The sequence below is a fragment of the Aliidongia sp. genome (assembly GCF_035943795.1).
GTDB lineage: Bacteria > Pseudomonadota > Alphaproteobacteria > ATCC43930 > CGMCC-115725 > Aliidongia.
In genome coordinates this window covers 16772-39498 of the sequence record NZ_DASZBY010000005.1, presented here as the reverse complement: position 1 = coordinate 39498, position 22727 = coordinate 16772, and the positions used below count along the sequence as shown (strand labels likewise).

The 22727-nt window shown below is 63.2% G+C and carries 20 protein-coding genes; 14 read left to right on the top strand and 6 right to left on the bottom strand.

Features of this window, described 5'->3' with window-relative positions:
• Positions 1-534 precede the first annotated feature (534 nt).
• The 7 genes from VGV37_RS00735 to VGV37_RS00705 all read left to right on the top strand — a co-directional run bounded on the left by VGV37_RS00735 (position 535) and on the right by VGV37_RS00705 (position 7329).
• Positions 535-2100 carry an ABC transporter substrate-binding protein gene (locus tag VGV37_RS00735; protein WP_326877673.1) on the top strand — a complete coding sequence of 522 codons (1566 nt, stop codon included), beginning with the start codon at positions 535-537 and terminating at the stop codon, positions 2098-2100.
• 18 nt (positions 2101-2118) lie between these two features.
• Complete coding sequence (locus tag VGV37_RS00730) at positions 2119-3072, top strand: ABC transporter permease (protein ID WP_326877672.1); 954 nt, start codon at positions 2119-2121, stop codon at positions 3070-3072.
• A 14-nt stretch (positions 3073-3086) separates the two neighbouring features.
• The gene (locus VGV37_RS00725) at positions 3087-3983 is read left to right on the top strand and encodes an ABC transporter permease (RefSeq protein ID WP_326877671.1); all 897 of its coding nucleotides are present in this window, start codon (positions 3087-3089) and stop codon (positions 3981-3983) included.
• 7 nt (positions 3984-3990) lie between these two features.
• Complete coding sequence (locus tag VGV37_RS00720) at positions 3991-5040, top strand: oligopeptide/dipeptide ABC transporter ATP-binding protein (protein WP_326877670.1); 1050 nt, start codon at positions 3991-3993, stop codon at positions 5038-5040.
• Between the two features lie 38 nt (positions 5041-5078).
• Complete coding sequence (locus VGV37_RS00715) at positions 5079-6035, top strand: ABC transporter ATP-binding protein (RefSeq protein ID WP_326877669.1); 957 nt, start codon at positions 5079-5081, stop codon at positions 6033-6035.
• Between the two features lie 198 nt (positions 6036-6233).
• A complete protein-coding gene (locus tag VGV37_RS00710; protein WP_326877668.1) occupies positions 6234-6809 on the top strand; it encodes a hypothetical protein in 576 nt (191 codons plus the stop codon).
• A 205-nt stretch (positions 6810-7014) separates the two neighbouring features.
• The gene (locus tag VGV37_RS00705; protein ID WP_326877667.1) at positions 7015-7329 is read left to right on the top strand and encodes a hypothetical protein; all 315 of its coding nucleotides are present in this window, start codon (positions 7015-7017) and stop codon (positions 7327-7329) included.
• 193 nt (positions 7330-7522) lie between these two features.
• On the opposite strand, the gene tnpA is transcribed toward VGV37_RS00705, so the two are convergent.
• From tnpA to VGV37_RS00685, 4 genes are all read right to left on the bottom strand, one after another.
• Positions 7523-7957 carry an IS66-like element accessory protein TnpA gene (tnpA, locus tag VGV37_RS00700; protein ID WP_326877666.1) on the bottom strand — a complete coding sequence of 145 codons (435 nt, stop codon included), beginning with the start codon at positions 7955-7957 and terminating at the stop codon, positions 7523-7525.
• A gap of 209 nt (positions 7958-8166) precedes the next feature.
• The gene (locus tag VGV37_RS00695; RefSeq protein ID WP_326877665.1) at positions 8167-8712 is read right to left on the bottom strand and encodes a PqiC family protein; all 546 of its coding nucleotides are present in this window, start codon (positions 8710-8712) and stop codon (positions 8167-8169) included.
• Positions 8709-10364: an intermembrane transport protein PqiB gene (locus VGV37_RS00690; RefSeq protein ID WP_326877664.1), complete on the bottom strand. Its 1656-nt coding sequence runs from the start codon at positions 10362-10364 to the stop codon at positions 8709-8711. Before VGV37_RS00690 ends, VGV37_RS00695 begins: the two co-directional genes overlap by 4 nt.
• Positions 10357-11607: a PqiA/YebS family transporter subunit gene (locus VGV37_RS00685; RefSeq protein WP_326877663.1), complete on the bottom strand. Its 1251-nt coding sequence runs from the start codon at positions 11605-11607 to the stop codon at positions 10357-10359. The genes VGV37_RS00690 and VGV37_RS00685 overlap by 8 nt, the downstream gene beginning before the upstream one ends.
• Before the next feature lie 610 nt (positions 11608-12217).
• On the opposite strand from VGV37_RS00685, the gene VGV37_RS00680 reads away from it, so the two are divergent.
• Positions 12218-13003, top strand: coding sequence for a substrate-binding periplasmic protein (locus VGV37_RS00680; protein ID WP_326877662.1), 786 nt, complete (start codon positions 12218-12220; stop codon positions 13001-13003).
• Here VGV37_RS00680 and VGV37_RS00675 read toward each other — a convergent pair.
• Both VGV37_RS00675 and VGV37_RS00670 read right to left on the bottom strand, forming a co-directional pair.
• Positions 12952-14949 carry a mechanosensitive ion channel family protein gene (locus tag VGV37_RS00675; protein WP_326877661.1) on the bottom strand — a complete coding sequence of 666 codons (1998 nt, stop codon included), beginning with the start codon at positions 14947-14949 and terminating at the stop codon, positions 12952-12954. The genes VGV37_RS00680 and VGV37_RS00675 overlap by 52 nt on opposite strands.
• Before the next feature lie 122 nt (positions 14950-15071).
• Positions 15072-15983, bottom strand: coding sequence for a LysR family transcriptional regulator (locus VGV37_RS00670; protein ID WP_326877659.1), 912 nt, complete (start codon positions 15981-15983; stop codon positions 15072-15074).
• A gap of 438 nt (positions 15984-16421) precedes the next feature.
• On the opposite strand from VGV37_RS00670, the gene VGV37_RS00665 reads away from it, so the two are divergent.
• From VGV37_RS00665 to VGV37_RS00640, 6 genes are all read left to right on the top strand, one after another.
• Positions 16422-17249 (top strand): hypothetical protein, encoded by an 828-nt coding sequence (locus VGV37_RS00665; protein WP_326877658.1) that lies wholly within the window; start codon positions 16422-16424, stop codon positions 17247-17249.
• Between the two features lie 34 nt (positions 17250-17283).
• A complete protein-coding gene (locus tag VGV37_RS00660; protein ID WP_326877656.1) occupies positions 17284-18351 on the top strand; it encodes a DUF4331 family protein in 1068 nt (355 codons plus the stop codon).
• A 382-nt stretch (positions 18352-18733) separates the two neighbouring features.
• Positions 18734-20452 carry a cation:proton antiporter gene (locus VGV37_RS00655; protein WP_326877655.1) on the top strand — a complete coding sequence of 573 codons (1719 nt, stop codon included), beginning with the start codon at positions 18734-18736 and terminating at the stop codon, positions 20450-20452.
• Positions 20449-20952: a DUF2721 domain-containing protein gene (locus VGV37_RS00650; protein ID WP_326877654.1), complete on the top strand. Its 504-nt coding sequence runs from the start codon at positions 20449-20451 to the stop codon at positions 20950-20952. The genes VGV37_RS00655 and VGV37_RS00650 overlap by 4 nt, the downstream gene beginning before the upstream one ends.
• Positions 20921-22024 carry a HoxN/HupN/NixA family nickel/cobalt transporter gene (locus VGV37_RS00645; RefSeq protein ID WP_326877653.1) on the top strand — a complete coding sequence of 368 codons (1104 nt, stop codon included), beginning with the start codon at positions 20921-20923 and terminating at the stop codon, positions 22022-22024. Before VGV37_RS00650 ends, VGV37_RS00645 begins: the two co-directional genes overlap by 32 nt.
• 150 nt (positions 22025-22174) lie before the next feature.
• Entirely contained in the window at positions 22175-22576 is a 402-nt protein-coding gene (locus VGV37_RS00640; protein WP_414637892.1) for a methyl-accepting chemotaxis protein, read from the top strand.
• The last annotated feature ends 151 nt before the right edge of the window (positions 22577-22727 follow it).

Below are 22727 nucleotides of genomic sequence, written 5' to 3'. Positions count from 1 at the left end.
TACGAACTTTGGCGGCTCAACCGTCCTGGTTGCGCGCGATCTGCTTCGAGGGATGTCCTCGCGGCCGATCACGGCTGCTCTAAGGCAAGGGCCGTGCCACCTGTCGACTGCGAGGGGGCACGACGCCTTTTTCGCCGAGAAAGCGTGCGGCCCATATCGCTGGCGGCGCCCCATCCTCAGCGATGATTCGCATGGCTGTGCCCCTCATCAGTTAGTCTGGCAAAGTGTCGCCAGCAAGGACAGTGTTGTCGGCAGCGACAGCCCCAGGCGTTGCCCCGCTTTGTGCAACTCATTGACAGATATGGTTTGTTCTCGACCTTGGCGTCGTGGTCGGGCTGGCACGAGGCTTGCGGCTGGCCTTGATCGATGCAGGAGAGCAAATCTCAAACGGAGGCGCCGGCTGAAACCGGAAACATCGAGCCGACGCGACGTTGACGAAGCAGACAAAGCCCGACGCCAATAAGGGCAAGACAACCAAAATCAGGGGGAGGAAAAATGAGTTCGAAGCTTGTCAGGAAACTTGCGCTCGCTGTCGTGCTCGGCACGATGCCACTGGCGTCGCCGGCGCTGGCTGAGAAAGTGCTGCGGGTCGCCATGACGGTGGCCGACGTGCCGCTGACGACGGGCCAGCCGAGCCAGGGCACGGAAGGCCTGCGCTTCATGGGCGGGACGGTCTATGACGGGCTGGTCAACTGGGATCTTTCCAGCGCCGACAAGGCGGCGGCGCTCGTTCCGGGGCTGGCCGAAAGCTGGACGGTCGACGCGGCCGACAAGACCAAATGGCTGTTCAAGTTGAGGCGCGGGGTCAAGTTTCATGACGGGTCGGACTTCAATGCCGATGCCGTCGTCTGGAACTTCGACAAGCTGCTGAAGCGCGATGCGCCGCAGTTCGATCAGGCCCAGTCGGTGCAGGCCTCGCAGGACGACGGCGGCATCGCCAGTTGGGCGAAGATCGATGACCTGACCGTCGAGATCAGAACGAAAACGCCGGATTCCGTCCTGCCCTACAATTTGGTGAACCTCTTCTTTTCCAGCCCAAAGCGCTGGGAAGAACTCGGTCATGACTGGAACAAGGTGGCCTTTCAGCCATCGGGAACGGGGCCGTGGAAGGTCGACAAGTTCGTTCCCCACGAGCGTGTCGAACTGGTGCGTAACGCGGACTATTGGAATCCCAAGCGGATCCCGAAGTCCGACAGGCTCGTGCTGCTGCCGATGCCCGATCCGAACACGCGGGTTGCGGCCTTGTTGTCGGGTCAGGTCGATTGGATCGAGGCGCCGCCGCCTGATGCCATTCCGCGCCTGAAGCAGTCCGGGATGAATATCGTCACCAATGTCTACCCGCACGTCTGGCCATTCCAGATCAGCTTGATGGACAATTCGCCGTTCAAGGACGTCCGGGTCCGGAAGGCCGCCAACCTGGCGATCGATCGGGACGGACTGGTGAAGTTGCTCGGCGGTCTCGCGATACCGGCGAAGGGCATGGTGTATCCAGGCCACCCTTGGTTCGGAAAGCCGAGCTTCGACATCAGGTACGATCCGGAAGAGGCGAAGAGACTGCTAGCCGAAGCCGGCTATAGCGAGAAGAACCCGGTCAAGATCAAGTTCGTCATCGCTCCGTCGGGGTCCGGTCAGATGCTGCCGTTGCCGATGAGTGAGTTCATCAAGGAGAACTTCCACGATGTCGGGATAGAGCTCGAGTTCGTGGTGATGGACTGGGAGGCGTTGAGAGCTCGCCGCCGTGCCGGCGCATGGGCGCCGGAAAACAAAGGCATCGATGGCGTGAACAACAGCTGGAGCTTCGGCGACCCCGATTTCGCGCTGATCAAGGCCGCGGCCTCATACGAACCGGTGCCGACGGGTTTCAACTGGGGCCGCTACAACGATCCGAAGTCCGACGAACTCGCAAGAGCCGCGCAGACGACCTTCGATCCGGTGGAGCAGACGAAAATTCTGGCGGAACTCCACAGCCGCATCGTCGATCAAGCGATGTGGATCTGGGTCGTCCATGATCTGGGCCCACGGGCGCTCTCACCGAAGGTGAAGGGTTTCGTCCCGGCGCAAAGCTGGCTGCAGGATCTCACGCCCGTCGAAATCCAGTAGCGGCCCTGGAGAAAGACGATGCTGACTTATTTCCTAAGACGCGTGCTCTACACGATCCCGATCGCGATCGGCGTCTCGCTGGTCTGTTTTGCACTGATCCACCTCGCGCCGGGAGATCCGCTCAGCGCAGTCATGCCGGAGGGGGCCAGCTCGGAGACGATCGCCTCTCTCCGATCGTTCTACGGCTTCGATCGGCCGCTGGCGATCCAGTATCTCACCTGGCTGACCCATGTCGTGACGGGCGATTTCGGCTATTCCATCATGACGCGCCGCGCCGTGCTCGGCGAGATCGGCCCGGCCGTCTTCAATTCCCTGATGCTGGGGGTCGCCGCGGTCCTCATCGGATTTACGGTCGGGCTGCTGCTCGGACTGATCGCGGGATATGCCGCCGGCTCGGCGCGGGATCGCGTCGTGACGTCGCTGGCGGTTGCCGGGGTCAGCGTGCCGCATTACTGGCTCGGCATGGTCCTGATCGTCATCTTCGCCGTCAATCTCGGCGTGCTCCCCGCGACGGGCATGGGGGCCGGCGGTTCGACGAACTTCGCATTCGATTGGGAAAGCCTGAAGTACCTGGTCCTGCCCGCCATCTCGCTATCCGTGATCCCGGCCGGCATCATTGCACGCACGGTGCGCGGTACCGTCGCCGAGGTGCTCAAACAAGATTTCATACAGACACTCTATGCCAAAGGCCTGTCGCCGCGGCGCATTTGCCTCCATGTCGCCAAGAACGCCGCACCGACCGTCCTCGCGATTATCGGCCTCCAACTGGCGCAGCTGCTGGGCGGCTCGATCCTGGTGGAAACCGTGTTCTCCTGGCCGGGCACGGGCTTTCTCCTGAACACGGCGATCTTCACGCGAGACTTGCCGGTATTGCAGGGCACGATCCTGGTCCTCGCGATGTTCTTCGTCTTCATCAACCTGATCGTCGACCTCATTCAGAGCGCCTTCGATCCGCGCATCAAGCGCAACTGAGCGGGTCTGCTCCCATGGCAAATCTATCGTTCGACGTCCTTGATGCGGCACCGACGGGGCGCAGGCCCCGTTCGCGCAGCTTCTGGCATGCGGTGGGGCGGCGGCTTGCGCGCGACCCGATGACCCTGACCTGCGCCGCGATCCTCTCGCTGATCCTGTTCGCGGCAATCTTCGCTCCGTTCGTGGCACCACTGGATCCTTACCGCACCAACATAACGCACCGCCTGCTCGCCGTGGGCGACCGGCACTATTGGCTGGGCACCGACGAACTGGGCCGCGATCTTCTCTCAAGGCTGATCTATGGCGGGCGGATGTCGCTCTTCATGGGGTTCGTACCGGTCTTCCTGGCCACGGTCATCGGCGCCGCGCTCGGCATCGTTGCCGGCTATGCCGGCGGGGCTCTGAACATGGCGATCATGCGGCTCATCGATGTGTTCTACGCCTTTCCCTCGGTCTTGCTCGCCGTCGCGATTTCGGGGGTCCTGGGCGCGGGACTGGTGAATAGCCTGGTGTCGCTGACGCTCGTCTTCGTTCCGCCGCTCGCGCGCGTCGCCGAAAGCGTGACCACGCAGATCCGCAGCCAGGACTATGTCGAGGCCGCGCGCGCGACCGGCGCGACCGGCTGGCGGATCGTGATCGGCCACGTGCTGAGCAATGTCGCCGGTCCGATCCTCATCTACGCCTCCAGCCTGATCAGCGTGTCGATCATCATCGCATCCGGCCTCAGTTTTCTCGGGCTCGGTGTCGTGCCTCCAGAAGCGGAGTGGGGCCTCATGCTCAATACGCTCCGGCAGTCGATCTATATCGCGCCGCTGAATGCCGTGCTTCCCGGCATCATGATTTTCATCACATCGATGTGCTCGAACCTCATCAGCGATGGGTTGCGCAGCGCCATGGACGTTAAGGTGTAAAGTGGCCATGCTGACCAAACTACGGCCCATGCCCGCCCAACCGGACGCGATTGTGCAGCCTCTGCTGCGCGTCGACGGCTTGCGCAAACACTTCCCCATCAGGGGCGGCCTGCTGGGTCGCGTCCAGGGGCACGTAAAAGCGGTAGACGGCGTATCGTTCGAGGTGCATGACGGCGAGACGCTGGGCATCGTCGGCGAATCAGGTTGTGGGAAATCCACCCTGGCGCGGCTGCTGATCAGGCTGATCGAGCCTGACAGCGGCAATTTCGTCCTCGAAGGCAGCGGTTCCGACAATCCATCGGCGCGAGCACTGCGCCGGCGGGTTCAGATGGTGTTTCAGGATTCCTACGCGACACTCAATCCCCGGCTCACCATCGAAGATTCGATCGCTTTCGGCCTGAAGGCCAATGGCAGCGGCCGTACCGAAGCGAAGAGGCGAGTCCATGAGGTACTCGACATGGTCGGGCTTCTGCCGGCGATGTTCGCCGAGCGATATCCGCACGAGCTGTCTGGCGGCCAGCGCCAGCGCGTCAACATCGCACGGGCGCTGGCACTCGGTCCACGGCTGTTGATCCTCGACGAAGCGGTATCCGCCCTCGACAAATCGGTCGAGGCCCAGGTACTCAATCAGCTTCAAGGGCTGAAACGACGCCTCGGCCTGACCTACATCTTCATCTCGCACGATCTCAACGTGGTGCAATACGTCAGCGATCGGGTGCTGGTGATGTATCTCGGCAAAGCGATCGAGGTCGGGCCGGTCGGGCGCATCTACGAGGCGCCCCTGCATCCCTACACGCGCGGCCTGCTATCCTCGCGCCTTCCGATGGATCCGCGCCGGCGCGTCAGCATCGCGCCTCTTTCGGGCGATCCGCCGAACCCGATCGACCCGCCTTCAGGCTGCCGCTTCCGCACGCGTTGCCCAATCGCCGAGACGCTGTGCGCCGAACGGGAGCCGCAACTCGCGCGCGCCGCCGATGGCCATGTCGTGGCCTGCCACGCCTGTCAACCCGGCTCCGGTCATAGCCTCGCGCGCGTGAAGGAGGCCGCCCCATGCTGAACAGTCTTCCGGCCGATCCGCCCGACGGGGCGGCGGCCATGCCGCTCGTCGAGGTGCGCGACCTCACCGTGCGTTTCGTTTCACGCGATCTCGACATCCCCGTCGTCAACGGCGTCAGCTTCCAGCTTGCCCGCGGAGAAGTGCTCTGCCTGCTGGGCGAGTCCGGCTCGGGCAAGAGCGTCACCATGCGTGCCCTGATGCGGCTCTTCCCGTCGACGGCGCGGATCGGTGGCAGCGTCCTCGTCGACGGACACGACATCCTGGCCTTGCCGGAGCGCGGCTTGCGGCAGATCCGCGGCCGGCTGATCTCGATGATCTTCCAGGAGCCGATGACCGCCTTCGATCCGGTTTTCACGATCGGGACCCAGATCGCCGAATCGGTGGCATGCCATGATCGGCTGTCGATGCGAGCGGCGAGGCTGCGCGCCTTGGAACTGCTCGAGCTCGTCCAGATCCCGTCGGCGCGGCGTCGCCTCGATGCCTATCCGCATGAGCTTTCGGGCGGTCTGCGCCAGCGCGCCATGATCGCGCTCGCGCTCGCCTGCCGGCCGAAGCTTCTGCTCGCCGACGAGCCGACGACGGCGCTCGATGCGACCGTGCAGATCCAGATCTTGCTCTTACTGCGCGAGTTGCAGCGCGAGCTGGGCATTGCGACGATTTTCGTTACCCACGATCTTGGCGTTGCCTGCGAGGTCGCCGATCGCATCGCCGTGATGTATGCTGGCCGTTTCGTCGAATCCGGCACGGCCGAAGAGGTGATGGACACGCCGCGGCACCCCTATACGGAAGGTCTGCTGCGCTCGACGGTCCATGCCGGCATGAAAGATCGACGGCTGGACGTCATCCCTGGTTCACCGCCCGATCTCGCCGCCCTGCCGCGTGGCTGCGCATTCGCGCCTCGCTGCGGCAGCGTCGGCGCTGATTGTCTTCGGGCGCCGCCGTCGAATGTCAGGCTCGGCGGCAGCCACGAAGCCTGCTGCATCCGGCTCACTTGAGCCCAGGAAATCAGCGGCGGCGTCCCCGGAATGACTTCTGTTCGTCGGTAAAACAGAATCCAGGAAAGAGTGTCGGCCGCCGCGACAGGAAACCGCGCTTGAGGCCTGTCGCCCCAGGGAATGGCTCGCCTGGCGCGTTGATTGCACCAGTATTGAAAAGGCCGCACCGGACAAACCGGGCGTTTCCGGAGGATACCAATGACTGTCGCTTACGTCGTTCGCTGCAACTTCGATGATCCGGCCCGTGAACAGGCCTGGAACGAATGGTATAACGGCCCAAAGCTGAAGCAGATGCTCGAAAAGCCCTACTTCTTGACCGGGCAGCGCTTCAAGCGCGTCGCCGGCAGCGGGCGCGATTATCTCGCCTTTTGGACCCTCGTCTCCGAAAAAGCATTCCAGACACCTGAATACACGAACGATTGGGGCTTCTTCGAATGGCGCCCCTACATCATCGACTGGAGCCGCGATCTCTTCGCCGGCGAAAGCGACACCGTGGTCGCGGCACCGCGCGTGGACCAGAACCAGTTCATCCGGCTGGTCTCTTTCGAAGGGTCGACGGCTGAGGAGGCCGGCATTGCGCGGGCCGGCGTCGACCAGATCCGTCCAGGCACGAAATGGTATCATTCGGTCGGTCTCGACCGACATACGGAGCTATTCGGCATCTCGATCGAAACCCGCATTGAGCCGACCGCCGCCGTCCTGGGCGCCCATGAGGGATTCTACAGCCCCATCTCGATCCTTGGCGTCAGCGAAACCCCCGCCGAGAAAGCCTAGCGCGCTGCACCAAGGGTCTATGGCCCATACAGCGGGACTCTACCCAGCACCGCCGACCGCGGGGCGGATGCAGGCCCGTGCGGCTCAGCGCAGCAAGGCGGTGCCAGCCGCGCGATGATCCGGGCGCGGCCACGCCGTGCCGCTCGGTAGTTGAACCGTCCCTCGACCCCACACTTACTGTCTCGATCCAGTCAAGGAGCGAACCATGAGCGACTTTCTCTACATCGCGCAACTCGCCATTCCCGCCGAGAAGGAGGAAGAGTTCAACGCGATCTATGATGCCGGCTATATTCCAGCCCTGCTTTCCGTGCCGGGTGTGCTGAAGGCGGATCGTTACAAACTCATCTGGTCTGACGTCGATGAAATGCCGGAATATTTGGCGACCTACGAGCTCGAGGCGCCGGAAATACCAAACTCGCCCGCGTGGAAGGCAGCGTCAGTCAACTGCGGCTGGGCCGAACACATTCGGCCGCATCTGGTGGTGCGCCGCCACGGCATGTTCCGTCGTTTCGGCGGTTGAGCCTGCGCGATAACGGTCGATGGGCTCTTGATGAAGGCGTCGAGGGGGCTCACGTCGTGCTTGCGGCAGAGATCTGCCACAGTCACGCTGGTTTTCCGTATCGTCTGGACCTGGGCGGCCAGGCTGTCGAAACCCCGGCGCATATCGGTGACGCCGCAGGCCAGATAGATGCGGACGTTGCCGGGAATGCCGATCACAACAGCGCCGACAAGACGCGCCGCAGGACCGCTTCGCCGACATCGCCGGTGAGGCGCAGGTTCACGCCGCTTGGCAACTCGATCTCGATCACGCCGATGGCGGCGGGCGCGTTATCCTTCACGTCCGGCATGGCGGCCGGGCCAGGCAGCGCCGCGCCCGCGGTGACCGAAACCGGCACGAACCCGGTCAGTTCGCCCGACCGGAATTGCTTGCGCCAAGTGTAGAGCTGGCCGGTGCTGATGCCGTGCATCCGGCAGACAAGGGATACCGACGAGCCGGGCGCCATGCTCTGCGCCAGAACCCGCAGCTTCTCCTCGGTACTCCAGCGGCGCCGCCGTTCCGGGCCGCTCAAAACCTCACCACGCAGCTCCGAAGCGCTCGTACGAGCACTTCGAAGCACCTCCTTATCGATACCAGACACGTCGTCCATCTGCTCACCGCTCAAGCCGAGCGGACAGCATGCCGATCAAAAGCATCTGAGAAGGCGTGGTCCGGATGACGCTTACGGGCGATCTTGCCGGCATCCTGGCGGTTGCGTTTTTGGTCGAACGGCAGGTGCCAAGGTTGGTCGCATGAACCGGGACACCGTCCTGAACTTCTGAGATGAGCAGCATAGCCGACGCGGAGGTCGGGCGAGCGTCACTCCCGGGCGACGTCGTCGGCGAGCATGCTCAAGAGCGCGCTCATCGCCGCCGCGACCTGTACGCCGTCCCTGGCCCCAGCTGGCCGAGACAAAGCGAACGGCCGCTCTCTCCTCTGGGCGGCGGTTTCCCCCGGCTCGAGCATCCACCATCGCCCGGTCAACTGCGACGAGCCCATTGCGTCCACCGAAAACCTGTCGACAGACACGAACAAGCGTCGTTCGGGCAGGTTCGAAGTCGGTCCCCCGGCCCGCAGGGCCAGATCCTGCGCCAGGATGCGGGGGACGAGCTGGTCGAGCGGTTCCGCCCAGCGGTCGAATTCCCGGATGTCGACGGTCTGCGGACCGGTCGCGACCACCATCTGCTCCCGGTCGGTCACGCCCGGCAGAAGCAGCTTCGCGATCGTGATCCGCCCGGTGCGGGGCGGCGGGGCGGCAGAGGTTGCCGCCGGTTCGACCGATAGGGTGTAGTAGCGGTTTTCCGGGGTCGTGCCGCACGCGGCGAGCAGCGTCAGGGTTCCGACGATCAGGATGGGTACTCTCATCGCGTTGCTCCCGCACTTTTACCCTGGATCAGGGATTCCGGATGTTTTTCGAGATAGTCGGTCAGCGCGTGCAGCGAGCGGGCCGCCTGCTTCAACTCGCTCAGCGTACCGGCGAGATCGCCGCCGGCCTCACCCTCGCCACCGAAAGCGTCGCCGGTGACGGCGAGCGTGGTGGTCGCCTGTTTCAGCATCTGGTCGGCGGAGCTCGAAACCGCCTTCAGGCTGGTTAGCAAGGGGCCGGTCTGAAGGCTCACGTCATGGGTCAGGCGGTCGAGATTCGCGAGCGCACCCTGAAGCGATCGGACCGACTGCTTCACCTCCGGCGAGGTGATTACCTGGTCGAGCGACGTGACCGTCGACTGCAGGCTGCCGAGCAGCGCCTTCGCCGACTGCATGATCGAATCGAGATCATCGGCCTCGATCGTCGGAATTTCGGGATATAGGCCGCCCTCGATCAGGGTCGCCCTGGGTGCGTCGGGCAAGAAATCGAGCGAGATGATCTTCTGCCCGGTCAGCAGGTTGCCGGACGCGAGGCGCGCGCGCAGTCCTTGGGCAACGAAGCTCTTGAAGGCGCCGTAGGACCGCTCCTCGAAACCGGCTTCGGACAGGTCGGCGTGCAGCAGCCTGATGCGCTGCGGTTCCACTTCGAACGTCACCGGCACCGTCATTGCCCCAGACGCGGTATCATATTCCATATGGACGTCGGTGACTTCGCCGACCCGGATGCCGTGCATGCGGACGATATTACCGGCGGACAGCCCCTGGGCACTGCCGGTCAGATGCAGCAGGAACGGCACTTTGCGGGTGAAAAGCGCATCGCGGGCCTTGTCGGCGTCGCCATAGAGCCTGAACGCGGCCTCGGGCTTGGCCGGGGGGCCGAGATCGCCACCGCGGGGCACGTCGAACGCGACGCCACCGGCAAGGATCGCCTGGATGGATTCGGACTCGACCCGCAGTCCTTCGCTGCCGACATCGATTGAGATGCCCGAGGCGTTCCAGAAGCGGGTGCCTTCATGGACGAGCTTGTCATGGGGTGCCCGCACGAAGACCTGGACCGTGGCGGTGCCATCGTCATCCGACAGCTGATAGCCAAGCACCTCGCCGACCTTGACGCCATGGAACGAGACCGGCGCACCTTGGCTGACCGAGCCCAATTGTAAGCCACGGAGGACGTATCTGGTCCCGGGCACGTCGGCCGAGACGACCGGCGGATCCTCGAGGGCCACGAACCGGCGGGCTGGTTCGCCGGGGCCGGGTTCCATTTCAATATAGGAGCCCGAGATCAGCGTGCCGAGGCCGGAGATCCCCTCTGCGGACAAGCGTGGGCGCACGACCCAGAAGCGTGTGCCGGATCCCAGATGCGGTTCGGCATAGCGGTTCATCCGCGCCTGGATCGTGACGGACGAAAGATCGGCGCTCGGCTCCATCGCCTCGACGATGCCCAGTTCGATGTCTCGATGCTTGATCTTGGTCTTACCGGCCTCCAGCCCTTCGGCGCTCTGCAGCGTGATCGCGACCAAGGAGCCTCGTTCGGATAGCGTGCGGTAGCCGAGCCAGCCGGCCGCGGCGAGCGCCACGATCGGCACGATCCAAACCAGCGGGAAGCGATGGCGCTCGTGAGTCGCCAAGCGCGGCGTTTGATGTTCAGGCATCATTGGCTCCCGCCGCGTCCCACATGAGTCTCGGATCGAAATTCTCGGTCGCCAGCATCGTCACGCACACGACGGCGCCGAACGCGAGCACGCCCAGCCCCGGCTCGATGGTCGCAAGATTGCCAAGCGTTACCAGGGCAGTGAGCAGGGCCGCGACGAAAATGTCGACGGAAGACCAGCGACTGACCAGATCGATGAGCCGATAGAGCCGGGTCCGGTCGGCGAGCCGTCTGGTGGCGCCGAAACGTGTCGAGATCAGCAGCCCGGCGAGTCCGATCAGCTTCAACAGCGGCACGGCGACGCTGGCGGCGAAGACGATCAGTGCCAGCGGCCAATCGCTGCCGTTCATCAATTCCACGACGCCGCCCAAAATCGTGGCGGGTGCCCCGCGACCGAACGAGATAACGGTCAGAACCGGATAGAGGTTGGCCGGAAGATAGAGAATGATGCCCGTCATGACCAGCGCCGCCGCGCGATGCAGGCTGTCCCGCTTGCGGCGGTGCAGCCGCGCGTTGCAGCGGCCACAGCGCGCGGAGATCGATTGGACCAACCCGCATTCCCGGCATCCGATCCAGCTGCCCGGCGCCGGCGGCGCGGTGGCGTGAAGGGGTGGGCTCACGACATCCCAGAGCGCGTGCCGATCGATCGATGCGTCGAACCCGGCGAGGCAGATGACGAGCAGACCCAACGCCCAGAAGCCGATGCCGAGGTCGACCGACGCCAAATCATGCAGCTTGGTCAACGCGATCAGGGTACCGACCAGGAAGACGTCGATCATGACCCAAGGCCTCATGCGCTCGGCAAGACGGAGGATCGCGGCCAGACGCGGTCGATGCTCATTTCGATGGCGCCCGAGCAGGACATAACCCAGCGCCGCGATCCGACCGAGTGGTGCAAGGATCGAAATCGCCAGAACGAATAGGGCCAAAGGCAGCAGGTCATGATCCGCGAGCCCGATCACGCCGGAGCCGAGGCGAACGCTCTGGCTCTCGCCGCCAAGGCTGATTGCCATCAGCGGGAAGAGCGTCGCCAAGGGGAACAGCACGAGCGCCGTCGCAGCAAGAGCTGGCGCGGCGGCGGTCCGAATCACCCCATGACCGAAGGAGGCGTTGCATCGGCAGCAGTGGCGGCGATGTCCGCCGATCGGGACCGGCAGGATCTGCAACAGCCCGCAATCCGGGCATTCGATCCAGTGACCGTCCGGCCCCTGCGCCGCTGGCGCGAGGACGGGTTCGTCGCTCATCGCGCTACGGGGCCGATATCATGCTTGAACACTGCTCGTCGCTCGCTCGATTTCATCCACCACATCTCGGTCAGAACCTTGGTCGCGTAGCCGTTAGAATTGAGTATCGCCTCGGCATCGTCGATCTGCTTCGGCGGGACAGAAGAGCGATGATGAGCTCCGTCGGTTTGCCGGGGGGCCAATCGGCGGAACCACCTGTCTATGCTGCCTCGTCCTCCGCATCAATTTCTGCGCCATTCGCGTGGGTCGCTCCTCCTTCCCTCGTCAGGTCGAGGGTGGACGCCCGTCACGGTCGGGATGCGATTGAAGCGGCCGGGCATGAGCGGACCGGAATAGTCCCAAAGCTTTCCGTCCTTCAGCACGGCCGCGTGTCCTGCCGCGTCGTCGTTCCGAACGATCACGGCGATGTCTCCGCCGATCACCTGTCGAGGAGCCTGTGCGGCGATCGGACATCCACCGACATCACAGGGCCGGAAACCGATAAATTGGGGCCATAGAATTGATAACTATCGGGCTGTTCACGGTGCGCTATAAGCCGCGTTACTTCGCTTTTATCGTCAGATGGCTGATTCTATCCGCCCGAAGAAGATCCTCTCAGGGGAGCGACATCTTGTTGTACCGTGCCGGAAGGCTGCTGCTGTTGGCGATGCTTGCCGGTGGGTCGGCCCAGGCGGCCGGACTACGGCTGGTCACCGGTACGGACTACCCTCCTTATGCCGGCCCCGAGCTTCCGGCGGGCGGCATGGCGACGGAGCTGGCCGTGACCGCGTTCGGTGCTGCTGGGGTCGCCGTCGAGCCCGTCGAGTTCTTGCCGTGGAAGCGCGGCTATCAAGAGGTGCTCAATGGTGAATTCGACCTAACTTTTCCCTATGTCGCAGCACCGGACCGCAACCAGGAGATGGTTTTCTCCGCTCCGCTCTACGATCTCAGAATCTGGCCGGTGTTCCGAGCGGACCGGATGCGTTCCTATACGGGCCCTCAGAGCCTCGTTGGCCTCACGCTCTGCCAACCGGTCGGGTACGCGCAGCCCGAGGTACTGCATCGCATCCTCGCATCAGGCGCTTTGCATCTGGTCCAGCCGGCGTCGATGCAGCTCTGTGCGCGTCAGCTCCTGGCAGGTCGTGTCGATCTGCTCATCGATTCTGTGCCCTTATTCAATACGATGGTCATGTCGGAATGGAAGGAAGGGCCGCCGCCAAAACTGGGCGACCGCCCCGTAGAGAGCAACCCACTGTTTGCGCTGGCGGCGCTGTCCAATCCGAAGGCGCCCGAAATCGTGGCAGCCTTAAACAAGGGCATTGCCATTCTGTTCGCGGATGGCCGGTACGATGCGATCGTTCGGCGTCACATGGGCGGCGGGGAGGCCACCGAGACTGCGCCCGAACCCCCGCGCTGAGCGACGGAAAGCGGGTCTTCCACCGGGGTCTGGACTACGATCGACGACGAGATGTTGTTCGCAAACGCAATGTTCGCCTCGGCGAAAGCCTGCTCAATCCGTCGATAGGCTTCGCTGCGGATCTCGAACTGCTTGCCGGGGGGCGTCTGGATCTTGCAGCGGAAGATCTTGGCGCCGGGCTGGATGCGATAGAGCTTGGCTTTCAAAGGCGCCATGATCAGGGACGCGATATCTTCCGCCTCCAGCATGTCGAGACCGATCTGTTTCACGATCCTGCGCACCGTCTCGCTATCGACCTCGATGGCCAAGGGTATCTCGAACTTGTCGATCACCCAGTCGCGTGAATTGTTGCGCACGCTGCCGAGCGAGCCGTAGGGCACGAAATGCAATGGACCGTTCTGGTGACGGAGCGCCACGGTGCGGAAGGTGATCTTCTCAACCGTGCCTTTGGCGGGGCCGGCTTCGATATAATCGCCGATGCGGAACGCGTCCTCGATCAGTAAGAAGGCACCGGAGAATAGGTCTTTGACCAGAGTCTGGGCACCGAAACCCACGGCAATGCCGACCACACCGGCCGACGCCAACAGCGGGGCGATATTGAAGCCCAGCGCCGACAGCGACCACATCAGCGCGACGGCCGCGATCACGATCATACCAATGGAGCGCAGCAGCGGCTGCACCGTGCTGGCGCGGCTGTGGGTGCCGCCGTCCTCGCGGCCCAGCGCCACGGCCAAACCCGTTTCGAACAGGCGCCAGACGTACCAGCCGATCAGCAGAGCGATGCCGGCATCGAACAGGATGCCGATGAACGTGCGGGCCTCGCGCGCGCCCAGCACGCGCATGAAATCGAGCGACCAGACCCGAGCCAGGATCGCGCCAGCGATCAGCAAGAACAGCCACGAGGCGGCGGAGTACAAAACCTCAGCGAAGGCATCGATCACCTGTTCCAGGCCGGCTGCCGCATGCGGTTCTGCCGGTTGCGCCACCGGCTGCAGCGGCTCGCCTTCATCCCCCGGAACGAAGATCATCCTGTCAGTGCCGTTGCCGCGCAACAGCCGCTGCTTCAGCTTCCGCAGCATCAAGGCCAGCATGTTCTCGAACGCAGGCATGACAACAAGCACGAGCAAGGTGCCCAGCACCTTGTCGAACGGGGGGAGCGGCTGCAGCAACACGCCCAGAATCCAGGTGATGCCGAGGCCGAACACGCTCAGCACGGCCAACGAGTGCCAATAGCGGGCGAAGCCGCGCAGAGCGGGGCGAACGCGACGGAGCGCGCGCAGGCACATGATGCCCACGACGATCGTAGACGTGATGATGATCAGATGCGGCAGCCCGTCGCCGAACCAGAGATAGTAGAGGCTTTCGGCGAGAACCCACGGGGCCATCGCGGCCGCGATAATGCGCGCCAACATCCGACGCGCCTGGCGCGCTTCTCCGTCGTCGAGTGGCATGAGCCGAAGGTTGGGGCGTTCGGCGGCGAATGGCTGACTGAGAATGATGTAGCTCGCCCAACCGATCGTCGAGCTTTGCACGAAGGCGTTCGTCAGGCCCTGGAACACGTCGGTTCCGATGAAGATCAGGCCATGCTGCGAGAACAGCAGATTATAGAGGATGCCACAGCCCAGAAGATAAGCGGCGAGCGGGAGCAGATCGACGATCAGCCCTTCGAGACCATGCAATATCGCCACCGTCGGTCGTGCGATCGGCATTTGAGCGAGCCGCCGCCGTTCGCCCGCCAACAGCCGATGCACTAGGGCGGCGGCGCTTAAAGCCGCCATAACCATGAGCGCCAGGCACACGAATATCCAGCTGACGGGCCCCAATTCTCCGTTGCCCGTCAGGAGAGTCGCCGCCTGACGTGTCAGATGAGGTGCGCGGGCAGCATCGCCAAGCATGCCTTGGACAGCGCTCCACAGCTCGTTCGATGAGCCGCTGAGATGGTTCATGAGGCTGTCGAGCGGCTGCCCTCCGAACCCATGGGCTTCGGTGCCCGACAACGGTGCTGGATGATTGATCGCGGCTGCTGGATCGGCGACCGGCGCTGGGGATGAATCCGTCATGGCATTCTTCAGCCGACGACGGAAACCGGCCCGATACCGCGGGGTGCGGGCCAGGAGTAATGCTGGACGGCACCGGCAAACGCCTTGACCGGTGGCGATGCGCGGCGGCCGGCCATAGTAACGAGGCAGATCTCGCGTTGCACCGATGGCGCGACGACCGGGCAGCCAATCACGCCAGGAAAGGTCGCGGTGTATTCCGGCAGAAAACAGACGCCGAGACCGGCGGCGACCATTGTGAGGATCCAATCCTCCCGCTCGCTCCCGTAGGATCTCAGCAGATTGATGCCTTGATCGCGAACCATCTCGCCGAGCGTATCGTTGAACTCGCAGTTGATGCGGGAAAAATAGAATTCCCCGTCGAGTTCGCTCATAAGCACCGCAGGTCGCGACGCGAAACGGTGACCGGCGGAACAGGCGACGACGAAGCGCTCCGAATAGAGCTTCGTAGCTTGAAACGGCGCCTGAAAGCCTTCCGGACGCGCCATCAACGCCACGTCCAACTCGCCTTTCACGAGCATATCGCACAGCTTCTCGGGGACGGCCTCGCGGAGCGTAATCTCGACGCCCGGATTGTCGGCCCTGAAGCGCCCCAGGAAGCCCACGAACTGCATCGGGGCAATGGTGCACATCACGCCGACCGAGAGATGTGCCTGCTCAAGCTTGAGGAAACGTGCCGCGGTCTGTTCGGCGGCACCGGCACGGGCAATGATTTCGGCCAGGTGCGGCAGGATCAGTTGGCCCAGCTCGGTCAAATGCGTGTTGTTGCGCTCGCGCGCGAACAGGAGACCGCCAAGCGTGTCCTCCATCTTACGGATGGCGCGGGTCAAAGCCGGCTGGCTGACGTTGCATACCTCCGCTGCCTTCGTGAAGTTGAGGACCCGGCTCAACGCAAGAAAATAGCGGATCTCGTTGAGTTCCATGCGCATCGCCTCCCGAGGTGCCTGCGGGCACCTAAATGATTATTTCGTGCCGCGTCCGCATAGCAGTGAAATTTGTCGGTGGACGACAGCCGGGACGCGGGGCCGCGCCAGCGCCTTGACCGACACGATTAGCCGTCAGATCTTCTCGCCGCAACACTACGTCGTCTATCGAACCCATAATACAAAAGTATTGGGTTTGATGGTTGGTTCCGGTCTCTCGGAATCATCGCTATGAGCATTGAAACGATAAGTAAAAAGTATTGGCTTTGCATCGGCCTGCTTGCTGTTGTTAGGCGTCACAACGAGGCGCGCCCTGCGGCTTCCTCGTCAGAAACTTTGCGCGGTGGGCTAACCCCGCCTCGCTCCGCGCATAGCCCTGACCGCAGGACTCCATGTCCCTGCTTACAGTCTTGGTAATCGAGCGAAGGAGGGTAAACGATGCTCAAGGCAGTAACGCGGCGTACGGCGCTGGGCGCTTGCGCCGGGGCCATGGCTCTGGGATCTGCGCGCCTGTCATTGGCGGCGCCCGGAGCGCCGACGAAGGCAGAGCTCTTTGTCTTCCAGGCCCCTGCAACCGATCATCTAGTTCTGGCGGTAATCAGCGTGTCGTCCGGCGACAGGGTTTGCGGATCCGCGTCGGACGTGCGGATGCACGCCGGCACCCATAGTTGGAAGATCGATCGAAAACGCGCCTCGCAGTCGAGCATCATGTCCGATGGTACTGGCGTTCGGGTTTTCGCCGGGATGGTGCACGGGGCGTCGGCCAACGGCCTGACGTATGACGCGACCGTCCTGGAAACGCCCCAACTCGCCGCCGCCGCGACACGCGAAGGCTTACCCGTTTGGGCGGAGATTCGAACTGCGGACGGTTCGCGCATTCGGGTTGGAAATCCTCTCGTTGCCGAGTTGCTGGCGGGCGATCCGGCGCTATCAAGGATCTATCACGCCGCTACGCCGGCCGAGGATCGCGCGCTCTTCACGAACGCGATAGCGGATCTTGTCGCGCGCAGGACCAAAGTGCGGATGTTGGGCGCGGACGCTCACGCGAAGCGGCTGGCGGATCTATTGCTCCCTGACGTCATCACATATCGATCGAACCTGCCGGCGGGCTTCAATTTCGCGGGGCGGAACGGGCGACACCCTGGGGATCGCACGGCCGCCGTTCAGGAGACGTTGCTGAATGGTGCCGTCGCCCCCGGAATATCCTCGACAGCTTTTGTCCTTACCTCCGCATTCCCCTATTTTTCGCGACCGGTCGTCCTTTGAACCGTCGTCCCCAACAAAGCGGTGAGTGCTAGCGATGTCCCACCATTTCGATACCCCCACAGCGCAAGAAGATCCACGGATCAACGTTTGCGACTTCTATCTGTTTCGCGGGCGTCCGGGGTTCACCGTCATGGCGATGACCGTGAACCCCGATGCCGGGATTTCCGGCCCCGACACGTTCCGGGACGAGGGTCTCTATGCGTTCCGCTTCGACCTGAACAACGATGCGCGGGAAGAACTGACCTTCAAATTCCGATTCAGCGCCCCGACGCATGCCGAGGGCGACGAGCATCGGCATGTTCAGACCTTCGAACTCCGCCGGGCGACGGGAGCGGCCGCGCTCAAGGGGGCTGATGGGGAGCTGTTGCTTTCCGGACGGACGGGCGAGATCGCCCAGGGCGCGCATGGCGTCATGGTCTATGCCGGCTTGGCTCCTGATCTGTTCGCCGGCGATGCGGCGGCCCTGGGCGCCTTTCGAAACGCGCTGTTCAAGGATAACAAGTTCGACCCGGCGGCCTTTCAGAACCACAAGAACTTCTTCGCCAGGCGAAACGTCACGGCCATCGTTCTCGAAGTGCCCAGCCATTCGATCGGCCGGGGGCATGTTCACGCCTGGGCGACCGCGTCGCTCTACGGCCATGCCCCCGAAGTTCAGGTTTCGCGATGGGGGCTGCCGCTCATCACGAATATCTTCATGCCCGACCTGGGCATGAGGGAGGATTTCAACCGCGCCGGCCCGCACGAGGATCTGAAGCGTTTCGCTCCCCAGATCGGCCAGGTCGCCGAAAAGGTGACAGCCCTTGCCAGTTCGGCCAGCAGCCCGGCCGACTATGCGAAGCAACTGGTTGCCCGGCTCTGCCCGACAACGCTGCCGTACGAGCTGGATACGGCTGCGGCATTCGATTTTGCCGGCTTCAACGGCCGCGGTCTGACCGACGACGCGATGGACGTCATGCTGACGCTCACCACGAACACGGCGCTGGGCGATGGTGTGGCACCCGACCCGACGCGCACGAAGGCAGAGTTCCCCTATTTCGGCGTGCCCTATACCGCCGCCGAGCAAGCGGACGTGACCCCGGCACGACCGCCCGCCAAGAAGTAGCGGGCGTTGGAATTCGACATACCCGTCCGCCGCACGGCGAGCGCAAGACAGGGGCCGCGTGAGGAAGCCACCGTCCCTATCGGGACCGGCTACGTTCAGACCGACCATGATATGGCATCGGCAGAGTGAGGGAGGAAACTAAGCGCTTCCCGAATGCGCCGGGCAGCAAAAGGTACTTCAGTTTCGGCCGTAGGCCGCCACCCTACGACCCAGCCTTTGCGCCGCGTGTGAACAAACAGTGCGAGGCCTGCCGTGTCTCACTTGCCGCCGACACAGACTGTGATCGTGCGGGCTCATCTTGGATTGGCCGAGGAAAGCTCGGGGTAGACGCCTGCTATGCCAGCGCCCGGCCTCTCGATAGACATCGACGCGATTTAAAGCGATGACGGAAAATCCTGTTATCTCGGCGCTTGAACCCGTGATTTTGCTGCTGGCTTTGGGCGTCGGGGCTGCCGTACTCAGCCGTGCCAGCCGTCTCAGCCCGATCGTTGGATATCTCGTGCTGGGGATTGCCCTTAAGGCAGCCGGCATCACAGTGCTGTCGGGCAGCGGAACCGTGCGCCTATTGGCCGAGCTTGGCGTCGTGTTCTTGCTTTTCGACATCGGCCTCCATTTTTCCCTGCATCATGTCCGCCAGCAGGCGGGGGATATTTTCGGCTTCGGGCCCGTTCAAATCCTGTTCGGTACCTTGATGATCGGTCTTTTGGCACTGGCCTTTGGCTTGGCCCCGCTGCCTGCGTTCCTCTTGGGTGCCATCCTGGCATTGAGTTCGACTGCCGTCGTGGCCCCGCTGATCGCCGAGCGGCATCAGCAGAATTGCCCAGTCGGCCTCACGGCGACCGCGATTCTCGTCTTTCAGGACGTCGCGGCGATTTTCCTGCTCATCGTCACCGGCGCGCTTGGCGGTGAGGCTATCCTGCCAATCGCCGCTCTTGCTCTCGCGAAGGCCGTCGGGGCGTTTGCCGTGGCGGTTCTCTTCGCCCGTATCATCGTCCGGCCGCTGTTCAATCTCATCGCACGTGGCCGCCAGGAAGAAGTGTTCACGGCGACGGCGCTGCTCATCGCCCTTTCAGCAGGCTGGGCGACCGGACAGATCGGCCTCTCCTTGACGCTCGGGGCTTTCCTCGGGGGCATGACAATCGCGGAGACGCCCTACCGGGCGATCGTCGAGTCGGAAGTCAAGCCGTTCCGGGGATTGTTGCTGGGATTTTTCTTCATCTCCGTCGGATTGTCGCTCGATCTCGCCACGCTGCTGCAGCATTGGCTCGCTGTAATCGTCGTCACATTTGTCCTGATCGCGGCCAAGATCCTGTCCAACGCCGCCGCCAGCCTCGTGTTTCGTTGGTCTATACCGGGATCGCTCCAACTGGGGTTTCTGCTGGCGCAGGGTTCGGAGTTTGCGTTCGTCGTCCTCAGCCTGCCCACGGTTCGCGATCTGATCGGCTCAGCGCGGATCTCCATCGTGGCCGCCGCCGTGGCGCTCAGCCTTGCCGTGACGCCTACCCTGGCAATCTCGGGGCGGACGCTTGCGGGACGGCTTCGGCTCCGTGCCGCCGTCGTCGAAGATCCGGAACTCAAGATGGCCGAGCTTGCGGCACCCGTGCTGATCATTGGCATGGGACGGGTGGGGCGGACGGTGGCGGATGCTCTTCGCGCGTTCGACATCGGCTACAGCGCCGTCGAACGCGATCAGCGCCGTTTGAACGAAGCGGTCGCAGACGGCTATGCGGTGGTTTTCGGCGATATGGCGGATCCACGCCTCTGGGATCCGATTGCGCTGCAGGGACGTCGGATCAGTGCGCTCACCGCCCCACGGCTCGATGTCTCGAGCGATCTGACACCGATTGCACAGCACTATTACCCGGGCGTGCTGCGATTCGCTGCGGTGGCCGATCATGGCGAGGCAGAGTGCTTTCATAAGCTTGGCGTGCGAACGGTCATGAATCGAGAAATCGTGCCGGGGTTGGACCTTGCCGCGGCGATTTTGGGCGAACTGGGTATCGACAGCGCCGCCCTGGCGGACTGGGTGCGGCGTCAGCGGGAACGAGCGTCGCGCGGTACAGGCGGAGTGACCGCCCCCTCGTCGGAGAGACACCCATGACCACGTTGCCCGGCCTGTCGATGGATGATGTGACGGGTGGCATCGCGCATGTCATTCAGACGGCGCTGACGCCGGTGTTCTTTCTGTCGGGCATCGGCGCCCTGCTCAACCTGTTCAATGCGCGTCTGGCGCGGGTCTCCGATCATCTAGCGCATGCAGCCGATCTCCTCAGAAATTGTCCGGATGGCGGTGATGAGACGCGACTGCATCGTCAACTGCGGCGACTTGCCCGCCGGACTTGGCTGCTGGACGCAGCCATCGCGCTGGGCGCGGTCGGAGGTGCATCGACCTGTGGTGCTGCGCTCTCGCTGTTCCTGCAAAGCTATGGGAGTTCCGCCGTCGGCGGATGGACCATCGCGCTGTTTGCCTCGGCGCTGGGCTGCACAGTGAGCGCACTGGTCGTCTTTCTGGGCGACAGCGTTCTGGCCTGGCACGGGCTTCGCCGCGAAGGACCGTTGCCGCGATCCCTTGAAGCTTCCAAAACCGATCCACGGCATTAGCGGAGCGACGATGAGACGCGTTTTCTTCAGAATTCTCCGCAAAGACGACGGTGGCCTTCGGCAGCGGATCGCCGCGCTTTACGCGGTGTTGATCGTCGCCAATCTAGGTGCCTGGGCCTGGGCACTCATCGCGTTCCGCGACCATCCCGTGCTGCTTGGCGCAGCTTTTCTCGCCTACGGGTTTGGTCTGCGCCACGCCGTCGATGCCGACCATATCGCGGCCATCGACAATGTGACCCGCAAGCTCATGCAGGAAGGCAAGCGGCCGGTCGCCATCGGCTTTTTCTTTTCGCTCGGCCATTCGACCATCGTGGTCCTGGCGTCCGTAGCCATCGCGTTGACGGCAACTGCCTTCAAAGACCGCTTCGACGATTTCAAGGACGTCGGCGGCGTGGTCGGGACGCTTGTCTCGGCGGGCTTCCTCATGACGATCGCAGCCATGAATATGGTGATCCTGACCTCTATCTACCGCACTTTCCGGCGCGTAAAAGCGGGTGCCGCCTATGTCGAGGAGGATCTCGACATGATCCTGGCCGGCCGGGGCCTGTTTGCACGGCTGTTCAGCCCTATGTTCCGGTTGATCCGGACCAGCTGGCACATGTATCCGCTGGGCTTCCTGTTTGGTCTCGGGTTCGACACCGCAACGGAAGTGGGACTTCTCGGTATTTCCGCGGCGCAGGCATCCCAGGGGCTGTCGATCTGGTCGATCCTGGTATTTCCGGCACTGTTCACGGCGGGCATGTCACTGGTGGATACCACGGACAGCATTCTCATGCTGGGCGCCTACGGCTGGGCCTTCGTGAAGCCGATCCGCAAGCTCTACTACAACATGACGATCACGCTCATTTCTGTGATCGTCGCCATCCTGATCGGCGGGATCGAGGCGCTGGGGCTTGCCGTCGAGCAGTTTGGCCTCGATGGCAGGTTCTGGAGGGTCATCGGCCTGCTCAACGACAATTTCGGCACGATTGGCTATCTGGTCATCGCCATTTTTGTCGTCAGCTGGATCGTCTCGGCGGTGATCTATCGTGCGCGAGGCTACCACCGGTTGGAACTGGATGCCGAGGCGTGAACGGCCATGGGCCGGCACATTGGCAGGCTCGATCTGTAGCGCGCCGGAATCCTCGCCCAATGTTCATGCGAGCCTCTACGCGCATGCCATCGCGATCTCTGATCGGTGTTTGTTGGGGCGGGTGCAGGCAATGGATGCAACGAGCCGACGATGGATGCTTCGTGGAAAAGAGCCGAACGGGCCGTCGGGCAAGCGAAGACGACGGATGGGACGGTGCGGAGTTTGGCGGAATCCGCGCAAAAGATCGGCGCGATCGTCAGCTTGATCAACAATATCGCGAGCCGGACCAACTTGCTGGCGCTCAATGCGACGATCGAAGCCGCGCTGGCAGTCGATGCAGGAAAGGGCTTCGCGCTGCTCGCGGCGGAGGTTAGATCATTGGGCGACCCAGCCCGCGAAAGCGACGTGCGATATCGAACTGCAGGTCCAGGCGATTCAAATGAGACTGCACCGGCGGTGAACGCCGCTGGATGCTTCGAACGACCTTGCGCGGCAAGCAACCTCGCTTCGAAGCGAAGTCGTTGGGCTTATCCGTGGTCTGGTGCCGCCTAGGCTTGGTGTCGGAGTGTGAAGATTTCACCGGCCACGCTAAAGCCGCTCCCTTGAACCTAAATCTCGATATCCGTGCATGTGGTTGAAATCTGCTCGCGGGCGTCATGCTCGCCGGCGGCGATGTATTTCCGCATGATGAAAATTCCAAAAC

Excerpts from the sequence above, each read along its gene's own strand:
- VGV37_RS00730 (WP_326877672.1), top strand. The coding sequence starts at position 2,119 with ATGCTGACTTATTTCCTAAGACGCGTGCTCTACACGATCCCGATCGCG.
- VGV37_RS00725 (WP_326877671.1), top strand. The coding sequence starts at position 3,087 with ATGGCAAATCTATCGTTCGACGTCCTTGATGCGGCACCGACGGGGCGC.
- VGV37_RS00720 (WP_326877670.1), top strand. The coding sequence starts at position 3,991 with ATGCTGACCAAACTACGGCCCATGCCCGCCCAACCGGACGCGATTGTG.
- VGV37_RS00715 (WP_326877669.1), top strand. The coding sequence starts at position 5,079 with ATGCCGCTCGTCGAGGTGCGCGACCTCACCGTGCGTTTCGTTTCACGC.
- VGV37_RS00710 (WP_326877668.1), top strand. The coding sequence starts at position 6,234 with ATGACTGTCGCTTACGTCGTTCGCTGCAACTTCGATGATCCGGCCCGT.
- VGV37_RS00705 (WP_326877667.1), top strand. The coding sequence starts at position 7,015 with ATGAGCGACTTTCTCTACATCGCGCAACTCGCCATTCCCGCCGAGAAG.
- tnpA (WP_326877666.1), bottom strand. The coding sequence starts at position 7,957 with ATGGACGACGTGTCTGGTATCGATAAGGAGGTGCTTCGAAGTGCTCGT.
- VGV37_RS00695 (WP_326877665.1), bottom strand. The coding sequence starts at position 8,712 with ATGAGAGTACCCATCCTGATCGTCGGAACCCTGACGCTGCTCGCCGCG.
- VGV37_RS00690 (WP_326877664.1), bottom strand. The coding sequence starts at position 10,364 with ATGCCTGAACATCAAACGCCGCGCTTGGCGACTCACGAGCGCCATCGC.
- VGV37_RS00685 (WP_326877663.1), bottom strand. The coding sequence starts at position 11,607 with ATGAGCGACGAACCCGTCCTCGCGCCAGCGGCGCAGGGGCCGGACGGT.
- VGV37_RS00675 (WP_326877661.1), bottom strand. The coding sequence starts at position 14,949 with ATGAACCATCTCAGCGGCTCATCGAACGAGCTGTGGAGCGCTGTCCAA.
- VGV37_RS00670 (WP_326877659.1), bottom strand. The coding sequence starts at position 15,983 with ATGGAACTCAACGAGATCCGCTATTTTCTTGCGTTGAGCCGGGTCCTC.
- VGV37_RS00665 (WP_326877658.1), top strand. The coding sequence starts at position 16,422 with ATGCTCAAGGCAGTAACGCGGCGTACGGCGCTGGGCGCTTGCGCCGGG.
- VGV37_RS00660 (WP_326877656.1), top strand. The coding sequence starts at position 17,284 with ATGTCCCACCATTTCGATACCCCCACAGCGCAAGAAGATCCACGGATC.
- VGV37_RS00655 (WP_326877655.1), top strand. The coding sequence starts at position 18,734 with ATGACGGAAAATCCTGTTATCTCGGCGCTTGAACCCGTGATTTTGCTG.
- VGV37_RS00650 (WP_326877654.1), top strand. The coding sequence starts at position 20,449 with ATGACCACGTTGCCCGGCCTGTCGATGGATGATGTGACGGGTGGCATC.
- VGV37_RS00640 (WP_414637892.1), top strand. The coding sequence starts at position 22,175 with ATGGATGCTTCGTGGAAAAGAGCCGAACGGGCCGTCGGGCAAGCGAAG.